The sequence below is a fragment of the Thiocystis violacea genome, assembly GCF_016583565.1.
Taxonomy (GTDB): domain Bacteria; phylum Pseudomonadota; class Gammaproteobacteria; order Chromatiales; family Chromatiaceae; genus Thiorhodococcus; species Thiorhodococcus violaceus_A.
The window spans coordinates 1-17257 of sequence record NZ_NRRF01000008.1; the positions used below are offsets into that span (position 1 = coordinate 1).

Genomic DNA, 17257 nt, shown 5'->3' on the forward strand with positions numbered 1-17257 from the left:
ACCGCTGGTGAGACTTGGCAGCGCCGTCTGGGATGTGGGCGTCTTCATCGTGGCCTCTTGAGTGGTTGTCATGATTCAAGCACATGACATTTTACCATTTTTGAGGACATTATTCCTTAATAAACAACCTATTGGATCCTTTTTAGGGCCGATTTTGAACTCCGAAACGTGAGCTCTATGTGAAGGCGTGCTTCAATTCCATACTTTGTTGCGGTTTCTTGTCATGTATGTGAAAAGTCACAGACGCGGTGTAGCGGAAGGCGCCCGCGCCCCGAGGCGTGAATACCCCAGGCGCCATGACGAGGCGAGCGGGCTGTGATATAAGTAATTTCTATTTGGGCATACACTCGCGAGCGACATTTGTATGGCCGATCGCCGACTCCAGGTGTTCCACACCGTTGCTCGACTGCTGAGCTTCACCAAGGCCGCCGAGACGCTGCACATGACGCAGCCGGCGGTCACCTTCCAGGTCCGCCAGCTCGAGGACCACTTCAATACCCGCCTCTTCGATCGCACCCACAACCGCATCAGCCTGACCGAGGCCGGCGCCATCGTTTACCGATCAGCGGAGCGCATCTTCGAGCTCTATGCGGAGATGGAGAATGGGGTGCGGGAGATCACTGGCGAGATCAGCGGCGCCCTCACCATCGGCGCCAGCACCACCATCGCGGAATACATGCTGCCGACCCTGCTCGGCGACTTCAAAGAGCGCTTTCCGGACGTCACCATCCACCTCAAGGTCTCGAACACCGAGGGCATTGTCGCCATGGTGGAGAGCAATGCCATCGATCTCGGCGTGGTGGAGGCGCCCGTCGCCAACAAAAACCTGGTGGTGGAGATCTGCAAGCAGGATCAGCTCGTCGCCATCGTCCCCCCCCGGCACCCGCTGGCCGGGCTCGGCGAGATTCCGGTGAACCGCCTGCTGGAATACCCCTTCATCTGCCGCGAGGAAGGCTCCGGCACGCGCGAGGTCATTGGCGACTATCTACACCTGCGACCCGCCGGCGGCAGCGCGCTCAAGATCGCCATGGAGCTCGGCAGTCCGGAGGCGATCAAGGGCGCCGTCGAGGCTGGCATGGGGGTTTCGGTGGTTTCCCAGACCACCATCCAGAAAGAGCTGAAGCTAGGCACCCTGGTCGCCCTTCAGCTGGATCCACCACTCAAGCGCCCCTTTTCCTTCGTGCATCAGAAGCAGAAGTTCCGCCTACGGGTGATGGAGGAACTCCTGGAGTTCGCGCGCGCCTATTGCCGCACCCAGAACGAAGAGGCGGCCTGAGGGCGAGCGCGGGCGCCAAAATGCGCCCTATGACGCAGACTGTCGACACGGCTCGGAGTATGATCGCGCTTCGTCGGACCCGCGCCTCGCCAGAGGTCCGGGTCATCCACAGGAGCAATGCATCCTCCAACCAGGCAGGTCATGTGCTGAGACCACTTCCCGGATCGGCGGACGAGCGACAATTGGTCAAGCGTTTCCGCGGACTGTCCGGCGCGGATCGCGAGACCCTGCTCGCCTTCGCGGACTTCTTGATCCAACGCGCTAAGACACAAAACGCTCAGACACCAGGCGTCCAGCAGACGCCTCCGCCCGTGGAGCCGCGTGAGCCGAAGCCCGAGCCGCGCCCCGAGAAAGAGAGCGTGGTCGGCGCAATCAAGCGGCTCTCCAAGACCTACGACATGCTCGATCGCGATGCCCTGCTCAACGAGACCTCGGCCCTGATGTCCGCGCATGTGCTGCAGGGCCGGCGCGCGCCCGAGGTTATCGACGAGCTGGAATCAGTCTTCGCCCGCCACTATTCGGATTATCGGAACAGGCACGCCTCGGAAGGTTAGTCGTCTTCGTCATGAACATCGTTGCAAGCTGGTTCCAGCGGAATCTCTCCGACCCCCAGGTCGTCTTTCTCGCGGTCTTGTTGCTCGCCGTCTTCGCCGTGGTCCTCACCATGGGCGACATGCTCGCGCCCGTGCTCGCCAGCATCGTCATCGCCTATCTGCTGGAGGGATTGGTCGGTCAGCTCGAGATGCGCGGCGTTGCCAGGCTGACCAGCGTCCTGCTGGTCTATGTGCTCTTCCTGCTCTTCGTCGCCTTGGTGCTGGTCGGCGTCATGCCGCTGCTGTCGCGCCAGATCACCGACTTGGTGCAACAGCTGCCCAACATGGTCTCGGAGGGGACGCGGGTGCTGACGGATCTGCCCGAGACCTATCCGGACATCGTGACCCGCGAGCAGCTCGATCAGGTGATCGTCTCCCTGCGCTCCGAGACGGTCTCCTTCGGGCAACAGGTGCTGTCCTGGTCGCTGGCGAGCGTGGTCGGCGTCATCACCATCATGGTCTACCTGATCCTCATGCCCATCCTCGTGTTCTTCTTCATGAAGGACAAGGATCTCATCCTCGGCTGGTTCCGCAGACATCTCTCCAAACACCACGGCATCGCCGGCAACGTCTGGAGGGATGTCGATCGGCAAATCTCGAACTATGTGCGCGGCAAGGCCTGGGAGATTCTCATCGTCTGGGGCGTGAGCTATGCGACCTTCTCCGCCTTCGGGCTCAAGTACTCCATGCTGCTGTCCCTGCTGGTCGGACTCTCCGTGATCATCCCCTACATCGGCGCCGCCCTCGTGACCGTCCCGCTCCTGCTGGTGGCCTGGTTCCAATGGGGTTGGTCCTCGCAGTTCGTCTGGCTCACCTTCGCCTACGCCATCATCCAGGCGCTGGACGGCAACGTACTGGTCCCCCTCATCTTCTCCGAGGTCGTCAATCTGCACCCGGTCGCGATCATCGTGGCCATTCTCGTCTTCGGGGGACTCTGGGGCTTCTGGGGTGTCTTCTTCGCCATCCCGCTGGCCACCCTGGTACAGGCCATCCTCACCGCCTGGCCCAAGCGCGTCATCGAGCCGCCACCCGTCGCGGACTGAGTCCCGCGGGCGAAGCCGCCGAGACCCGAGACCTAAACGAGAACGCCCCGCGAGACACTGGGTCTCGCGGGGCGCTTTGTCGTGCGAGCCGCCAGCGGCGGCGGACGGTGCGGCGCGGTCAGTTGAGTCCGCACATGCCGCCGGCGCAGCAGGAGCCGGTCGCGCAGGCGGGCGCATTGCCGCTGCCGAGGCTCGAACTCGTGATGACGTTCCCGCCCGTCGCCAAACGATGCACGGGGGCGTCGGCGGGCGTGTCGCCCAGCTCGATGTGGGCGCGCTCGCACAGCTCGCCCCAATTGGCGAGTTTCTCGCTCATGCGATGAGACACCTCGATCACGCGATCATTGGTCTCGCAGCGATAGTCGTAGGTTGGCATGTTTCTGATCTCCGTCGAATATCGATAAACGCTAATGCGCACGATTATAGGCGAGCCAGAGTCGCGCGCAAAGCCCAGCAGGACGCGCGGTTATGACGCATTCGCGGCTTGGTCGCAGGTGCGGCGGAGGAGAACGGAGAGCGGCAGGGCCGCCCGTCGCGAGCGGCCTCGGCATGGACCGATCAGCAGGAGTGGCAATAGTATCTGGGAAGCCCGGCGAGCCGGCAGGCCTGTTTGCACCCGCCGTTTGGAAAGAGGGATTCCAGGTGCTTGCGCGTGCACGGCACATGCTCGGAGAGCTGGCTGCCGATGGCCTTGATGATGACCCTGGGCGAGGGGGGCATCTCGTGGGTGTCGTAGTAGCTGCGCAGGAAGTCGAGCACCCTCCAGTGGCACTCCGAAAGGTCGAGCCCTTCGTCCTCGGCCATGGCCTGGGCGACCTCGCGGTCCCAGGCGTCGAAGTCGACGAGGAGTCCCTGCTTGTTGAGCCGCAGGTCGCGGCCCGCGATCTGAGCGGTTGACATCATTGCCTCCACCACCTTGAGGTGGGTCGAGTCAGCTTGGTGGTTGGCGCCTTTCCCGTGGCCTGGATCCTTCTTATTGCCAGGACACGCCTGACGGCTATCGATTCGATTGACAATTGTCAACCGGACCGGTTCAAGCATGGCTCGAATTCACAAAGATGCAAGCTGCATCGCCGGCGTCGGCAATGCCGGCGGTCAGGCGCGCCGGACGCCTGAGAGCCGGCGAAAAAGACCAGGTGCGCTCCGTTACCGAGCGGCCTTGAAACGCCTGCGCATGGCGTGGAGGGTGGGCTCGGTGTAGCCGTTCGGCACCTCGCCGCCCTTGAAGATGAGCTCGCAGGCGGCCTGGAAGGCGATGCCCTCATAGTCAGGCGCCATCGGGCGATAGAGGGCGTCGCCGGCGTTCTGCTCGTCCACCACCGTCGCCATCCGCTTGAGCGTCTCCATCACCTGCGCTTCGGAGACGATGCCGTGATGCAGCCAGTTGGCCACGTGCTGACTGGAGATCCGCAAGGTCGCGCGGTCCTCCATGAGGCCGACGTTCGCAATGTCCGGCACCTTTGAGCAGCCGATGCCCTGGTCGATCCAGCGCACCACGTAGCCAAGGATGCCCTGACAGTTGTTGTCCAGCTCCTCCTGGAGCTCCTCGGGTGTCCAGGCGCACGCGGGATCCAGTGGGATCTGCAAGAGCTCATCCAGCGTCGTCCGCCGGTCACCCTTGACCAGCTCCGCCTGGACCTCGTCGACCCGCACCTGGTGATAGTGCATGGCGTGCAGGGTGGCGGCCGTCGGCGAGGGCACCCAGGCGCAATTGGCGCCGGCCTTGGGGTGGGCGGACTTGGCGGCGAGCATGGCGGCCATCTCGTCCGGCATGGTCCACATCCCCTTGCCGATCTGCGCATGACCGCGCAGGCCGCAGGCCAGACCGGTATCCACGTTCCAGTCCTCATAGGCGATCAGCCAGGGGGCCTTCTTCATGTCGCCCTTGCGCAGCACCGGACCCGCTTCCATGTCGGTATGGATCTCGTCACCCGTGCGGTCCAGGAAGCCGGTATTGATGAAGATGACACGCTCGCGCGCGACCCGGATGCACTCCTTGAGATTGAGCGTGGTGCGGCGCTCTTCGTCCATGATGCCGATCTTGAGCGTGTTGGGCGCCAGCCCCAGGGCATCCTCGATCCGCGAGAAGAGATCGACCGCGAGCTGCACCTCTTCAGGTCCGTGCATCTTGGGCTTGACGATGTAGACGCTGCCGGAGCGTGAGTTGCGCTTGGCGCCATGCTCGGGATGGATGTCATGCAGGGCGCAGAGCACGGTGATCAGGGCGTCGAGCATGCCCTCGGGCACCTCCTTGCCCTCGCTGTCGAGCACGGCATCCGTGGTCATGAGGTGGCCCACGTTGCGCACCAGCATGAGCGAGCGCCCGGGCAGCGTCAGGGAGCCGACACCGATGCGGCTGTAAGTCCGGTCGGCGGCCAAGGCGCGTTCCGTCATGCGCCCGCCCTTGCTGAAGCTGGCGGTGAGATCGCCCTTCATGAGTCCGAGCCAGTTGCGATAGACACCGACCTTGTCCTCGGTATCCACGGCGGCGACCGAGTCCTCGCAGTCCTGGATGCTGGTCACGGCGGACTCCAGCAGGATGTCGGCAACACCCGCCGCGCTCGCCTTGCCGACGGGGTGTTCGCGGTCGATCCGTAGCTCGATGTGCAGACCGTTGTTGACGAGCAGGACGGCGCTGAGCTGGTCCGGGTTGCCGCGAAAACCGACGAACTGGGTCGCATCCTTGAGCATGGTTTCGCTGTTGTCCGGCAGCAGCACCACCAGCTTGCCGTTCTCCAACTTGTAGCCGCAGGCATCGGCCTGAGAGCCCCGATTGAGCGGCACCGCCTCGTCCAGAAAGGCCGCCGCGCGCGCGATGACGGCCGCGGCGCGGGCAGGATTCAGCTCGGCACCGCGCTCCAGACCCTCATCCTCGGCAATGGCATCGGTCCCATAGAGCGCATCGTAGAGGCTGCCCCACCGCGCGTTCGCGGCGTTGAGCGCATAGCGGGCATTACTGACCGGGACCACCAACTGGGGGCCCGCGATCTCCGCGATCTCCGGATCCGTATTGGCCGTGCTCACCAAGAAATCCGGCCCCTCGGGGACCAGGTACCCGATCTCCGAGAGAAAGGCGCGATAGGCGCTCAGGTCCAGCGGTTGCCCGCGGTGCTCGCGATGCCAGGTGTCGATCTGGCGCTGGAGCTGATCCCGTTTGGCGAGCAGTTCACGGTTGCGCGGCGCCAGATCGCGAAGGATCCCGGCGAAGGCATGCCAAAGGACATCCGCGTCGATTCCCGTCCCCGGCACCACCTCGTCCTTGACGAGGTCGTGCAAAGGCTTGGCGACCTTGAGGCCGCCCACATCCAGGTATTCAGTCATAGGTGTCGACCTCCGTTACCCCCGAACATGGAGGGTCACGCAAAGGCTGATGGGCAGGAAGAGTCTAGGCCGGGGAACAGGGAGACAAGGCCACCCCGCGACCCGATCCAAGGAAGAGTGGATAGCATCGGGCCGTGCTTTCGCAGGCGCAACACCAAGTCGATTGATTTACCTAAAGCATAGGATTGTAATAACAGCGCGCGCGAAAGACCACACGACCGCATGGCTTTTCGAGTGCAACGCCGAGACAGGGGGCGCTGACCGCGAGACCTTGCCGCACAGCCGATTCACCCCACGTCCGACAGACGCCTAGGTCCGCATGCGCACCACCATCAAGGCCCTCAGCGTCTCCAGCGCCGCCTGATACTCGAATCCCTTGATCTCCGCGCCCAAGCGCTCGGCATCCGCCCCAAAGGACTGGAGCAGCACGCCCTGGTCGCGCTCATAGGCATCGTTGGCCGCCGTATCGTCCATCTCGAGCAAGGCCTGGAGCCGATCCACGGCCTCGGACAGCGAGACCCCATCCGCCGCCTGCTCCGGCCATGCCGCCTCGCCCGCCGGAGCCGCCACGGCAATCCAGCGCGAGGCGCGGATCTCGCTCATGGTGGCATCCAGTGCGTCGGCCAGCGTGCCGGCGATGCGCGCGATGCCAATGCGCCGCTCGCGCGCTTCCGTCTCGGCACGGACCGCCAGGAGCGAGAGACCAGAGGCGAAGAGGTTGCCGGCCGTCCCCTTGAGCCGATGCGCGATGAAGGCCACCTGATCGAAATTCTCGCGATCCGCCGCCTGCCGCAGGGCCGCCGCTTGGCCCGCGCCGGAGTCCAAAACGGCCCCGAGCAATCTGGGCAGGAAGCTGGGATTGTGCGCATAGCGCGACTCCAGCAGCGGCCAGTCGACCCAGGCATCCACCCCCTCGGCACCCGTGGTGAAAGCCTCATCCACAGCCTCGGCCGAGCTCCTGTCCACCCCTGGGCGAACCAGGCTGTCAGCCTCGCGTTGGGGCTGGGGCTGGGGCTGGCGCGCGACCCGTTTGAGGATGGTCGCAATCAGGATCTCCAGATCGACCGGCTTGGCGACATGGTCCAGCATCCCAGCCGCCAGGCACCGCTCCCGCTCGGACCGCATGGCGTGGGCGGTCAGACCGATCACCGGCAGCGCGGGGGCGAGTTCGCGAATGCGCCCGGTGGCCTCCAGCCCGTCCATCACCGGCATCTGGATGTCCATGAGCACCAGATCGAAAGCGCCGGGAGCGTCGTTCCGCACCCGCTCGACGGCCTCCAGCCCGTTCTCGACCTGAACCAGCGCACAGCCCTCGTCGTCGAGCAGTTCCTCCAGCACCAGGCGGTTCGCCGGATTGTCCTCGGCGACCAGGATGACCAGCCCGCGCAGACGCTGGCGCGTCTGCGCGAGAACCGTCGTCCGGGGAGCGATGCGGTGGGGGCCGATGACGCCCCGCGGGTCGATGAGCGGAACTCGCAGGTCGAAGCGGGTTCCCTTGCCGAGCTGGCTCCGCACCTGGAGGTCGCCGCCCATCATCTCGGCGAGCCGCTTGCTGATCGCCAACCCCAGCCCGGTGCCGCCAAAGCGGCGCGTGATGGAGCCGTCCGCCTGCTCGAAGGGACTGAAGAGGTTCGCGATCTGCGCCTCGCTCATACCGATCCCGGTATCCAGCACGCTGAAGACGAGGGTCTCGTCCTGTCGCCCGGCCAGGAGTCTGACCTCGCCCCGCGCGGTGAACTTGATGGCATTGGACAGGAGGTTGCCGAGCACCTGCGCCAGCCTGAGATCGTCGCCGCGGAAGCTGGCCGGCAGATCCGGGGACTCCTCCACGCAAAAGCCGAGCCCCTGCTCTTCGATGCGGGTCGCGAACAGGTCCGTGGTCCGTTCGATGAGCCCGCGCAGATCGACCTCGCCCGCGTCGATCGCCAGCTTGCCTGCCTCGATCTTGGAGAAATCCAGGATGTCATCGACGATCCCGAGCAACAACTGCCCCGACTCGAGGATGCGTTTGAAGAAGTCCCGCCCCTTGCGGCCTTGGCTATGCCGCTCTCCGGCCTGCGCGAACCCCAGCACCGCATTCAGTGGCGTGCGGATCTCATGGCTCATGTTCGCCAGGAACTCGCTCTTGAGTCGCGCCAGCCGCTCGGCCTCGACCAGTGCCGCCTCGCGGGCCGCCTCCGCCTGCTTCTTAGCGGAGATATCGAAGAAGCTGACCACCGATCCGACGACCTGCCCATCCCTGTACATGGGGTGCGACGAGTAGGTCACGGGGAAGGCCGTGCCGTCGGCGCGCCAGAAGACATCCTCGTCCTGGCGAAAGGCGCGATGATCGCCCAGTGCATGGTGGATGGGACACTCGGAGCGCACGAAGGCCGAGCCGTCCGCGCGGCTGTGATGGATGAGTTCGTGCATCGAGCGACCCAGCACCTGCTCCGGCGCATAGCCCAGCATGGCGCAGGCGGCGGGGTTGATGAAGGTCGCGCGGCCCCCGGTGTCCTCGCCGAAGAGCCCATCCGCGCTCGACTCCAGGATGAGACGGCTGCGCTCCTCGGCGAGGCGCAGCTCGGCGGTACGGGTCTCGACCAGTTCCTCCAGATTGAGGCGATAGTGCTCCAGCTCCTGCTCGACCCGCTTCTTCTCGGTGATGTCCTCCTTCACGGCCAGATAGTGCGTCACCTGACCGTCCGGCTGGCGCACCGGGGAGATGATGGCGAGTTCGACGTATTCGCCGCCATCCTTGCGGCGGTTGCAGAACTCGCCCCGCCAGACCTCGCCCCGCGCGAGCGTCTCCCACAGCTGCGCATGCACCGCGGCCGGCGTGCGCCCCGAGCTGAGGAGTCGCGGATTCTGGCCAACCGCCTCCTCGCGGCTGTAGCCGGAGACCTGGGTAAAGGCGGGATTGACGTACTGGATGCAGCCCTCCAGGTCGGTGATGACGATGCTCGCCGGACTCTGGTCCACCGCCAGGGAGAGCTGGCGCAGCTGCTCCTCGGAGCGCTTGCGCACAGAGACGTCGAGGTGGGTCCCTGTCGCGCGCAGCGGGTGCCCATACGCATCCCGCTCGACGACGCGACCACGGTCCAGCACCCAGACGTAGCCCCCGTCCTTGTGCCTCAGCCGCATCTCGATCTCGTAATAGGGCGTCTCGCCAGCGAAATGCCGCTCCAGCGCCTGCTTCGCCAGCACCAGGTCCCGCGGATGACAGAGCCGCTCCCAGGTCGCGTAAGTGACCGGCTGGAGCTCCTCCAGGCAGTAGCCGAGCATCTCCGCCCAGCGCGCGTTGACTTGCACGGAGCCGTTCGGCACCTGCCAATCCCACATGCCGAGATCGGAACCATCCAGGGCCAGCGAGAGCCGCTCCCGGCTCTCCTCCAGCGCCAGCTCCAGCTCCTTGCGCTCGGTCACGTCCTCGTAGACGGTCACCAGCTCGCCATCCGGCAGGCGATAGACGAAATTCTCGCGCCAGCCGGCGCGTGAGGCGTCGCTGTAGAAGGTCGGCGCGAAGTGCTCGGGCACGCCGGTGCGCCAAACGCGCCTCAGCACCTCGATCAGTCCGAAGTCGGCGACGCCGGGGAAGACCTCCGTGAGTCGGCGACCCCGGATCTCCGCGCGCGGGATGCTCTCGATCCGCTCCACGGCCAGATTGACATCGCGAAAGCGAAAATCCTCGCCGTCGTCCAGTGCGTCGAGGATACAGACGCCGCCGCGCATGTTCTCGAAGAGCGCGTGGAAGCGACACTCACTCTCGCGCAGCGCCCGGTCGGCCCGCCGCTGACGCACGATGCGCCAGATCTCGTTGGCGATGAGCTGCAGGGTCTCGACGTCCGTCTCATCGTAGTCCGCCGCTTTGTTGCCGACGCTGGCCAGCATGCGCACCAGGTCGCCGTCGATCACCGGGACGCTGATGAGGCGATCGAGCGCCGCGTGCCCCTCCGGCAGACCCGCCTTGTGCGGTGTCGCTGGATAGTCGTTGAAGACCACCGGCTCGCCCCGGCGCAGGGCATCCGCCCAGATCCCCGCCTGACTGACGGGATAGTGCCTGTCGTGGGCCGCGTGGCAATCGCTGTCGAGGGTCCGTCGCGACCAGGTCACCAGCTCGATGGTCTCCTGGTCGTCGTTGACGAAGTGGATGAACGCAATGCGGCTCTCGGTCAGGTCCTCCGCCAGCTCCAGGCCGCACTGCATCAGCTCGGCCTCGCCCATGCGCTCGGCGGCCCGCGGCAGCTCGAGCAAGGCGCTCGCGCGGCGGGTCTGCAGCAGGAGCGCCGCCGCGTTGCGCCTGCGCTGGGTCACGTCGCGGTCGATGCCCCGATAGCCCCGCAGAGCGCCATCGGCGGCAAAGATGGGCGTGCCCGAGGTCTCGAGCATCAGCGCATCGCCGTCCTTGCGCAGACAGCGATTCTCGAGCATGGCAAAGGGTGCTCGCTCGGCCAAGATGGCCTTGAACGCCTGCTCGACACGCTCGCCCTCCTCGGGCGCCATGAACGCCCAGGGGGTGCGGCCCAGCATCTCCTCGGGCGCATAGCCCAGCAAGCCAAGGGAGACGGGGCTCACATAGGTGTAACGTCCCTCGGCATCGACCTCCCAGATCCAGTCGAGCGTGGTCTCGACCAGGGCGCGGAAACGACTCTCGCTCTCCTTCAGTGCGCGCTCCGCGGCCTCTAGCGCCGCCTGCCGACGACGCGCCCCGAGGGCCTGGCCGATCGCCGAGCACAGACGAACCAGGCTGTCCTTGAGGATGTAATCGTCCGCCCCGGCACGCAGCAGCTCGACGGCACTCTCGTCGCCGAGCGCGCCCGTCACGAAGATGAAGGGCAACAGCCTGTCGCGCTCGCGCACCAGCCGAAGGGCCTGCCGACCGTCGAACCGGGGTAGCTGATAGTCGGCCAGGACGAGGTCGGGGCGGAATGCCTCCAGCGCCGCGAGAAAGGCCTCCCTGTCCTGGACCCTTTGGCTGGTAAACGACAGGCCAGCCTTGCGCAGGACGTGCTCGGTGAGTTCGGCGTCGAGCGGATTGTCTTCCAGCAACAGGAGGCGCAGCGGCTCGGTCATTGATCGCGCCTGCTGTCGGGCGGAACACGATTGACCAGAACCCAGTAGAGGCCCAGCTCGGCGACGGTCCGGGCGAAGGCGTCGAAGCCGACCGGTTTGGTGACGAAGCTGTTGACACCGAGCTGGTAGGTCGCAACCAGGTCCTGCTCCTCCTGCGAGGAGGTGAGGACGACCACCGGCAGCTCACGGGTTTCGGGGTTGGCGCGAATGGCGGTGAGGACTTCGATGCCGTCCAGCTTGGGCAGACGCAGGTCGAGCAGCACCACCCGCGGCAGGCGGTTGTGCGAGTTGGCGCGGGCGCCGCGGTGAAAGAGAAAATCCAGGGCGGCCGCGCCGTCCCTGACCCACTCCAAGTGATTCGCAAGGTTGTTCTTCTTCAGGGCGCGGATCGCGAGTTCCGCGTCGTTGGGGTTGTCCTCCACCAGCAGGATGTCAACCACCGAATCGTTGTTCACCGAATCGTTGCTAAACGAGTCGTTGCTCACCATGGAACTCCTCCTCCGAACCCTTGGGCGGCCCCGTGGGCAGACAGAAACTGAAGGTCGCGCCAGCCCCGGTGGCGCCCGTCGCCTCGACCCGCCCCTGATGCTTGTCGATGAAACGCTTGACGATCGCCAGCCCGACACCCGTGCCCTCGAATTCGTCGATGCCATGCAGGCGCAGAAAGAGTCCGAAGAGTTTGTTGCTGTAGGCGGGGTCGAAGCCGGCGCCGTTGTCGCTCAGGCGATAGCACACCATACCTGGACGACGCTCCGCGCGGACCTCGATCATGGCCGGATCTTGCCCGCGCGTAAACTTGATGGCGTTGGCCAAGAGGTTCTGCCAAACCTGGCGAATCGCCCTGGGGTCACAGGCGACGTTCGGCAGACGCGGGCAGAGGAAGCGGACCGCGCGACCAGCGCGCTGCGCGGACAGATCCTCCCAGACCTCCTCGACCAGCCGCCCCATGTCGAAGTCGATCCGGTCCAGCTCCAGGCGTCCGGCACGCGACAGGGCGAGGATGTCATCGATCAACTGCTCCATCTTCTTCGCATTGGCGCTGACGACCCCAAACAGCCGGCGCCCCTCATCATCCAATGAGGCTGCGTAATCCTCCTCCAAGATGCCGATGAAGCCGTCGATGGCCCGCAAGGGCGCACGCAGGTCGTGCGACACGGAGTAGCTGAAGTTCTCCAGATCCTTGACCGCCTCTTCCAAGTCACGGGCACGGCGCTCGCGGGCCTGCTCCGCGTCCGCCAGGCGATGGGCCATGTGATTGAAGTCCCGCGCCAGTTGCGCGAATTCGTCCTCGCCGCTCAACACCAGATCGCGCGGATGCCCGCCCTCCCCCACGTGGCGGGTCTCGCGGCTGAGCGACTGGATGGCGGTCGCGACCCGACGAAGGGTCGGGTAGGTGAGCAGCATCACCAGCAGCGCCGTGGCCGCGAGCAACCAGAATTCGACCATCCAGAGCTGCCGGCCGTAGGCCAGCGCCGCGGCATCGCTGTCGCGAAAGAGGCGCCGCGCCATCGGCTGCAGGACGGCGATGGACCGGCGCAGACGCTCCGCCACCTCCCACGAGGGCGGCGGCTCGAGCTGACCGAGAGCCGGCACCGACAACCCGTCGAGGTTCATGAAGTGGATGCGGGTCAGGAGGAGCCGACCGGCCATCTCGTCCAGCATCCCGACGAGGTTGGGCTCGCGCGCCGCGGACTGGAGGGCCAGCATCTGGCTATCCAGGTCCTCGAGCAACTGGTAGCCGGCGCGCCGACCGCCATTCGCGCGGGTCTCGACGATATGCCGGCTCAGCACCTCGAGCTGGCGCAGTTCGTCGAGCATCTCCGCCGCCAGCAGGGTGCTGTCGCGCAGCACGTCCAGACGGTCCTGACCACGGTAGAAGGTCAGGCCAAAGAGGACCGCCATGATCAGCGGCAGCAGCCCGATCAGCTTCAGCTTGGCTTTGATGTCCATGGCGATCACCGATTTGACGATAGGGACGCCGACATCCGAGGAGCCGCGGCCCCCGGCTCTCTGCCGTCGCGGGGCGAATGGCGCGGCACGCACCGCGAGGAACCAGGAGGGCAGACAGGCAGACACCGCGCGGCGAGAACGCACGACGCTCCTCAAGCACAGTATCGGCCAGTGGGGCAAAAAGTGGAGAGAAAATGAGCCGGGGCCTTGCGGGTGCGACACACAAGACCGGCCGGCGGGCGGCCAGTGCCGCCCGTGGCGCTCGGTCACGACCGCTCGCCCAACGGAGAGGCGCCTAGGACTCGATCATCTGATCCAGGCCGTGCCCCGGACGCACCATGGGGATGACGTTCTCCGCCTTGTCGATCCAGACATCCACCAGCACCGGGCCGGGCTCCGCGAGGGCGGCGGCGATCCCGTCGCGCAGCTCCGCAGGCGCCTTGATCCGCATCGTCTTGAGACGCGGATAGACGTACTTGAGACCCGTGAGGTTGGGGATCTGCCGCCGGCAGGTCTGATCCAGCTCCATGCACTCGGGATCGCAATCGGCGGTGCGCGCCAGGCAGGTCTCGTAGTGATGACCCTCGTCCATCATGTCCTCCCACTGGCGCACCATGCCGAGGAAGCTGTTGTTGAGCACGAACATCTTGAGCGGCACCCGGTTGGCCACCACCGTGCCCAGCTCCTGGATGTTCATCTGGAAGCTGCCGTCGCCGTCGATCAGCACCACGGGCCAGGCGGGCTGCGCGAACCAGGCGCCGATGGCCGCCGGCAGACCGAAGCCCATGGTGCCCAGCCCGCCGGAGCTGATCCACTGGCGCGGGCGACGGAATCGGTAGTATTGGGCAGCCCACATCTGGTGCTGGCCCACTCCCGTCACCAGGGTCGCCTCGCCGCGCGTCAGCTCGGAGATGATCTCGATGGCGGCCTGGGGCTTGATGTAGTCGGACGCCTCGTAGGGTTTGGGCATCTGAGTGCGCCACTCCCGCACCTGGGCCAACCAATCCGCGTGCCTGGCCGAGCGGCCGGAGGCGAGCGCGTGCGCCAGGAACTCGTCCAGGCCAGCGATGAGGTGCAGATGGGTCGAGATGGTCTTGTCGATCTCGGAGGGATCGATATCGACATGCGCGATGCGCTTGCCATCGGCAAAGCCGCGCACCGCGACCCGGTCATCGAAGCGCCCCCCCAGGGAGAGGATGAAATCGGCGTCGCGCAGGGCATAGTTCGCCGGGATGGTCCCGTGCATGCCGGGCATGCCCAGGTTGTAGGGCGCCTCGAAGGGCAAGGCGCCGAGCGCGTTGAAAGTCGTCGTGACAGGGACCTGGAAGCGCTCGGCGAGGCGCTGCAGCGCCAGGGACGCATTGGCGTGGATGACGCCGCCGCCCGCCTTGATCACGGGTCGCCGCGCGCCCGTCAAGGCGTCCAGGATGGCGTCCGCCCGCTCGACATCGAAGGGCACGGACTCCCGATGGCGTCGGCGGGGCGGGTTGCCCGCCTCCAGGGAGGCGAGCTGGACATCCTTGCAGATATCCACGACCACCGGACCAGGACGGCCATGCGTGGCCAGCGCATAGGCATCCCGCACCACCCACTCCAGGTCACGCACGTCCTTGATCAGGAAATTGTGCTTGGAGATGGGGCGCGTCATCCCAACGGTGTCCACCTCCTGGAAGGCATCGGACCCGATCGCGCCGCTCGGCACCTGGCCCGTGATGAAGAGCGTCGGCAGCGAATCCTTGTAGGCATCCGCGATGGGCGTCGCCAGATTGGTCGCGCCAGGCCCGGAGGTCGCGAGCGCGACACCCACGCGCCCGCTGGCCCGGGCGTAGCCTTCGGCCGCGTGCCCCGCGCCACCCTCCTGGCGGCAGAGGACGAAGTGAGGCACCTTTGCGCCGCGACGCAGACGCTTGTTGATCTCAACGTGAATGGGGATGACCGCCCCACCCGTGTGGCCAAAGATGCATTCGATACCAAGGTCGTTGAGCACGTCGAGCAGCAGCGCCGCGCCGGTTCGAGTCGGGATTGTCATGACATTTGTGATTGATTTAACACTGACACTGGGTCGAGCCTGTGATGATAGCCCGAACAGGAGAATGCTATGAAAACTGCAGGACACTTTGCGCCTTTCGCCCTGATCGACAAGGGGCACGCCTTGCCATGGCTGGTTGCGCTCGCCGTGGTCGCCGGCTCACTCAACCTCGTCGCCGAGCGGCGCCCCAGCAAACAGGAGGACGACACGGCGGCCTCGGGCGCGGACAGCATCAGCCTGCGTCTGATGCCAGTCGGCAGGCTCAATCTCGCGGCCAGCCCGGCGCAGACCAAGCCAGGCGTCGCGGAGGCGGCGCCGGCATCAGCCCCCGCCCCTGCGCAACCGAAGACCGAGCCGGCGCAGCCAGCGGCCGCGTCCAGCGAGCCCAGGGGCGCGGCTGCCGTATCGGCGCAGCCTCATGAGACGGCCAGCTCGGCCGAGATCACGACGACCGAGCCTGTTTCGGCCCCGCCCGCGCCTTCCGCCAGCACCCCAGTGCAGCCGGCACCACGACCTGGCTACTGGTACCCACCCTATCCCCAGGGCTACCCGGTCCAGCCGCATCCCTATGGCGGGGCCTATCCGCCCTATCCGGCACAGCCCGGCTGGAGACGCTGAGAGCGCCGCGGCCCAACGACAAACGCCGCCCAGGGGGCGGCGTTCGGTCTCGCTGACGTCGGACTCGCGATCAGATGTAGAGACAGATGTCGCTCTCGCCGGCGAACTCGAAGAAGGCCGCGGCTCCGGCGTATTCCACGCCGTCGATGAAGTCCGACGTGTTCATGTCGAATAAGTCGACCGTCATCTGACAGGCGATCAGCTTGACTTCGGCCTCCTGGCACAGCTCACGCAACTCGTCGACGCTCGCGACGCCCTTGCTCTGCATCTTCTTCTTCATCATCGAGGTCATCATGCCCTGCATGCCAGGCAGAGTCATTCCGAGGATGGGGAACCACTTGTCCATGCCCATCGGCATCGGCATGCCCGGATTGCCCAGGGGAGTCACCTCGAGCGCAAGTTTCTTCTTCAGCAGCTGCAGGCCGTAGAAGGTGAAGAAGATCTGCGTCTCGTATCCCAGTGCCGCGGCCGTGGATGCCAGGATGAATGGTGGGTAGGCCCAGTCCAGCGAGCCCTTCGTGGCGATGATCGCCAGCTTCTTCTGCTCCATCGAGTCCTCCTCGCGTGCCGCGCGGGCTCGCAGGTTATCTTGTGTTGAATGAGCGATCTGTTGAACGAGGGAATCCGTCAGACAAGGACGCTAGGCGATCAGGACTTCTTGATCAGAAACTGGAATTTCCCGCCTTCTTCCTTCGACTCCATCAGCTCATTGCCGGTCTGCTTGGCGAAGGCGTCGAAGTCTTTGACCGAGCCAGGATCCGTCGCGATGATATGCAGGATCTGGCCGCTCGCCATGGCGTTCAGGGTCTTCTTCGCGCGCAGGATCGGCAGGGGACAGTTGAGGCCGCTCGCATCCAGCTCTTGATCGAAATCTGCCATTGAATACCTCCAGTCAGGGGTCTGTTTTAGAATATCAGTAGACACAAGAATTCGCGGTTATAGGCGAATCCAGTTGAAAAGGCAAGCAGGCTCGAAACGCGCCTCTTGCCGGAAGAAACGCCCGAAAATCAGGCGCTGGGCGCCTCGATCGGGTAGCCGTGCCGCGCCCAGGCGATGATCCCACCGCGCAGGTTGAGCACGCGTCCATAGCCCTGCTGCATCATGTAGGCGCAGGCCTGATAGGAGCGCGCGCCGCTGCGGCAGTAGAGTACGACATCCTTGTCCTTGGGCAGCTCGCTCATCCGAATCGGGATCAGATGCATGGGCAGCTGCAGGGAATCCGGGATCATGCCCTGGGCGATCTCCGCCGGTGTGCGAATATCCACCAGCAGCAGGCTCTCGCCCTCCTGAAGGCGCTTGCTCAAGGATTCCGAATCGATCTCGTTGACCACGCTGTCGTCCTACCCTAAAACTAAGTATTTAAGTATATTAAGGA

General features: G+C 65.3%; 14 protein-coding genes. 4 read left to right on the forward strand and 10 right to left on the reverse strand.

The window, feature by feature from the left end; genetic code table 11:
• Positions 1-364 precede the first annotated feature (364 nt).
• The 3 genes from CKO23_RS05040 to CKO23_RS05050 all read left to right on the forward strand — a co-directional run bounded on the left by CKO23_RS05040 (position 365) and on the right by CKO23_RS05050 (position 2912).
• Positions 365-1276 (forward strand): LysR family transcriptional regulator, encoded by a 912-nt coding sequence (locus CKO23_RS05040; RefSeq protein WP_200328718.1) that lies wholly within the window; start codon positions 365-367, stop codon positions 1274-1276.
• 182 nt (positions 1277-1458) lie between these two features.
• Positions 1459-1830, forward strand: coding sequence for a hypothetical protein (locus CKO23_RS05045; RefSeq protein ID WP_242482232.1), 372 nt, complete (start codon positions 1459-1461; stop codon positions 1828-1830).
• A gap of 11 nt (positions 1831-1841) precedes the next feature.
• Positions 1842-2912 carry an AI-2E family transporter gene (locus CKO23_RS05050; RefSeq protein ID WP_200328720.1) on the forward strand — a complete coding sequence of 357 codons (1071 nt, stop codon included), beginning with the start codon at positions 1842-1844 and terminating at the stop codon, positions 2910-2912.
• Between the two features lie 118 nt (positions 2913-3030).
• Here the strand turns inward: CKO23_RS05050 and CKO23_RS05055 are convergent, their stop codons facing one another.
• The 7 genes from CKO23_RS05055 to ilvB all read right to left on the reverse strand — a co-directional run bounded on the left by CKO23_RS05055 (position 3031) and on the right by ilvB (position 15264).
• Positions 3031-3288, reverse strand: coding sequence for a zinc ribbon domain-containing protein (locus tag CKO23_RS05055; RefSeq protein ID WP_200328722.1), 258 nt, complete (start codon positions 3286-3288; stop codon positions 3031-3033).
• A gap of 182 nt (positions 3289-3470) precedes the next feature.
• Positions 3471-3812: a TusE/DsrC/DsvC family sulfur relay protein gene (locus tag CKO23_RS05060; RefSeq protein ID WP_200328724.1), complete on the reverse strand. Its 342-nt coding sequence runs from the start codon at positions 3810-3812 to the stop codon at positions 3471-3473.
• A gap of 246 nt (positions 3813-4058) precedes the next feature.
• Positions 4059-6233, reverse strand: a complete 2175-nt coding sequence (locus tag CKO23_RS05065) for a malate synthase G (RefSeq protein ID WP_200328726.1) — start codon at positions 6231-6233, stop codon at positions 4059-4061.
• 309 nt (positions 6234-6542) lie between these two features.
• On the reverse strand, positions 6543-11285 hold the full coding sequence (locus CKO23_RS05070; protein WP_242482233.1) for a PAS domain S-box protein: 4743 nt from the start codon (positions 11283-11285) through the stop codon (positions 6543-6545).
• Positions 11282-11773 carry a response regulator gene (locus tag CKO23_RS05080; protein ID WP_200328727.1) on the reverse strand — a complete coding sequence of 164 codons (492 nt, stop codon included), beginning with the start codon at positions 11771-11773 and terminating at the stop codon, positions 11282-11284. Before CKO23_RS05080 ends, CKO23_RS05070 begins: the two co-directional genes overlap by 4 nt.
• The gene (locus CKO23_RS05085; protein WP_200328728.1) at positions 11751-13235 is read right to left on the reverse strand and encodes a sensor histidine kinase; all 1485 of its coding nucleotides are present in this window, start codon (positions 13233-13235) and stop codon (positions 11751-11753) included. Before CKO23_RS05085 ends, CKO23_RS05080 begins: the two co-directional genes overlap by 23 nt.
• Before the next feature lie 295 nt (positions 13236-13530).
• On the reverse strand, positions 13531-15264 hold the full coding sequence (gene ilvB / locus CKO23_RS05090) for a biosynthetic-type acetolactate synthase large subunit (protein WP_200328729.1): 1734 nt from the start codon (positions 15262-15264) through the stop codon (positions 13531-13533).
• A gap of 69 nt (positions 15265-15333) precedes the next feature.
• Here ilvB and CKO23_RS05095 point away from each other — a divergent pair, with 69 nt between their 5' ends.
• Positions 15334-15882 carry a hypothetical protein gene (locus CKO23_RS05095; RefSeq protein ID WP_200328730.1) on the forward strand — a complete coding sequence of 183 codons (549 nt, stop codon included), beginning with the start codon at positions 15334-15336 and terminating at the stop codon, positions 15880-15882.
• Between the two features lie 70 nt (positions 15883-15952).
• Here the strand turns inward: CKO23_RS05095 and dsrE2 are convergent, their stop codons facing one another.
• From dsrE2 to CKO23_RS05110, 3 genes are all read right to left on the reverse strand, one after another.
• Positions 15953-16432: a sulfur carrier protein DsrE2 gene (dsrE2, locus tag CKO23_RS05100; RefSeq protein WP_200328731.1), complete on the reverse strand. Its 480-nt coding sequence runs from the start codon at positions 16430-16432 to the stop codon at positions 15953-15955.
• Positions 16433-16530: 98 nt separating this feature from the next.
• Positions 16531-16761 carry a sulfurtransferase TusA family protein gene (locus CKO23_RS05105; protein WP_200328732.1) on the reverse strand — a complete coding sequence of 77 codons (231 nt, stop codon included), beginning with the start codon at positions 16759-16761 and terminating at the stop codon, positions 16531-16533.
• A gap of 128 nt (positions 16762-16889) precedes the next feature.
• Positions 16890-17213, reverse strand: a complete 324-nt coding sequence (locus tag CKO23_RS05110; RefSeq protein ID WP_200328734.1) for a rhd_2599 family sulfurtransferase — start codon at positions 17211-17213, stop codon at positions 16890-16892.
• Between the last annotated feature and the right edge of the window lie 44 nt (positions 17214-17257).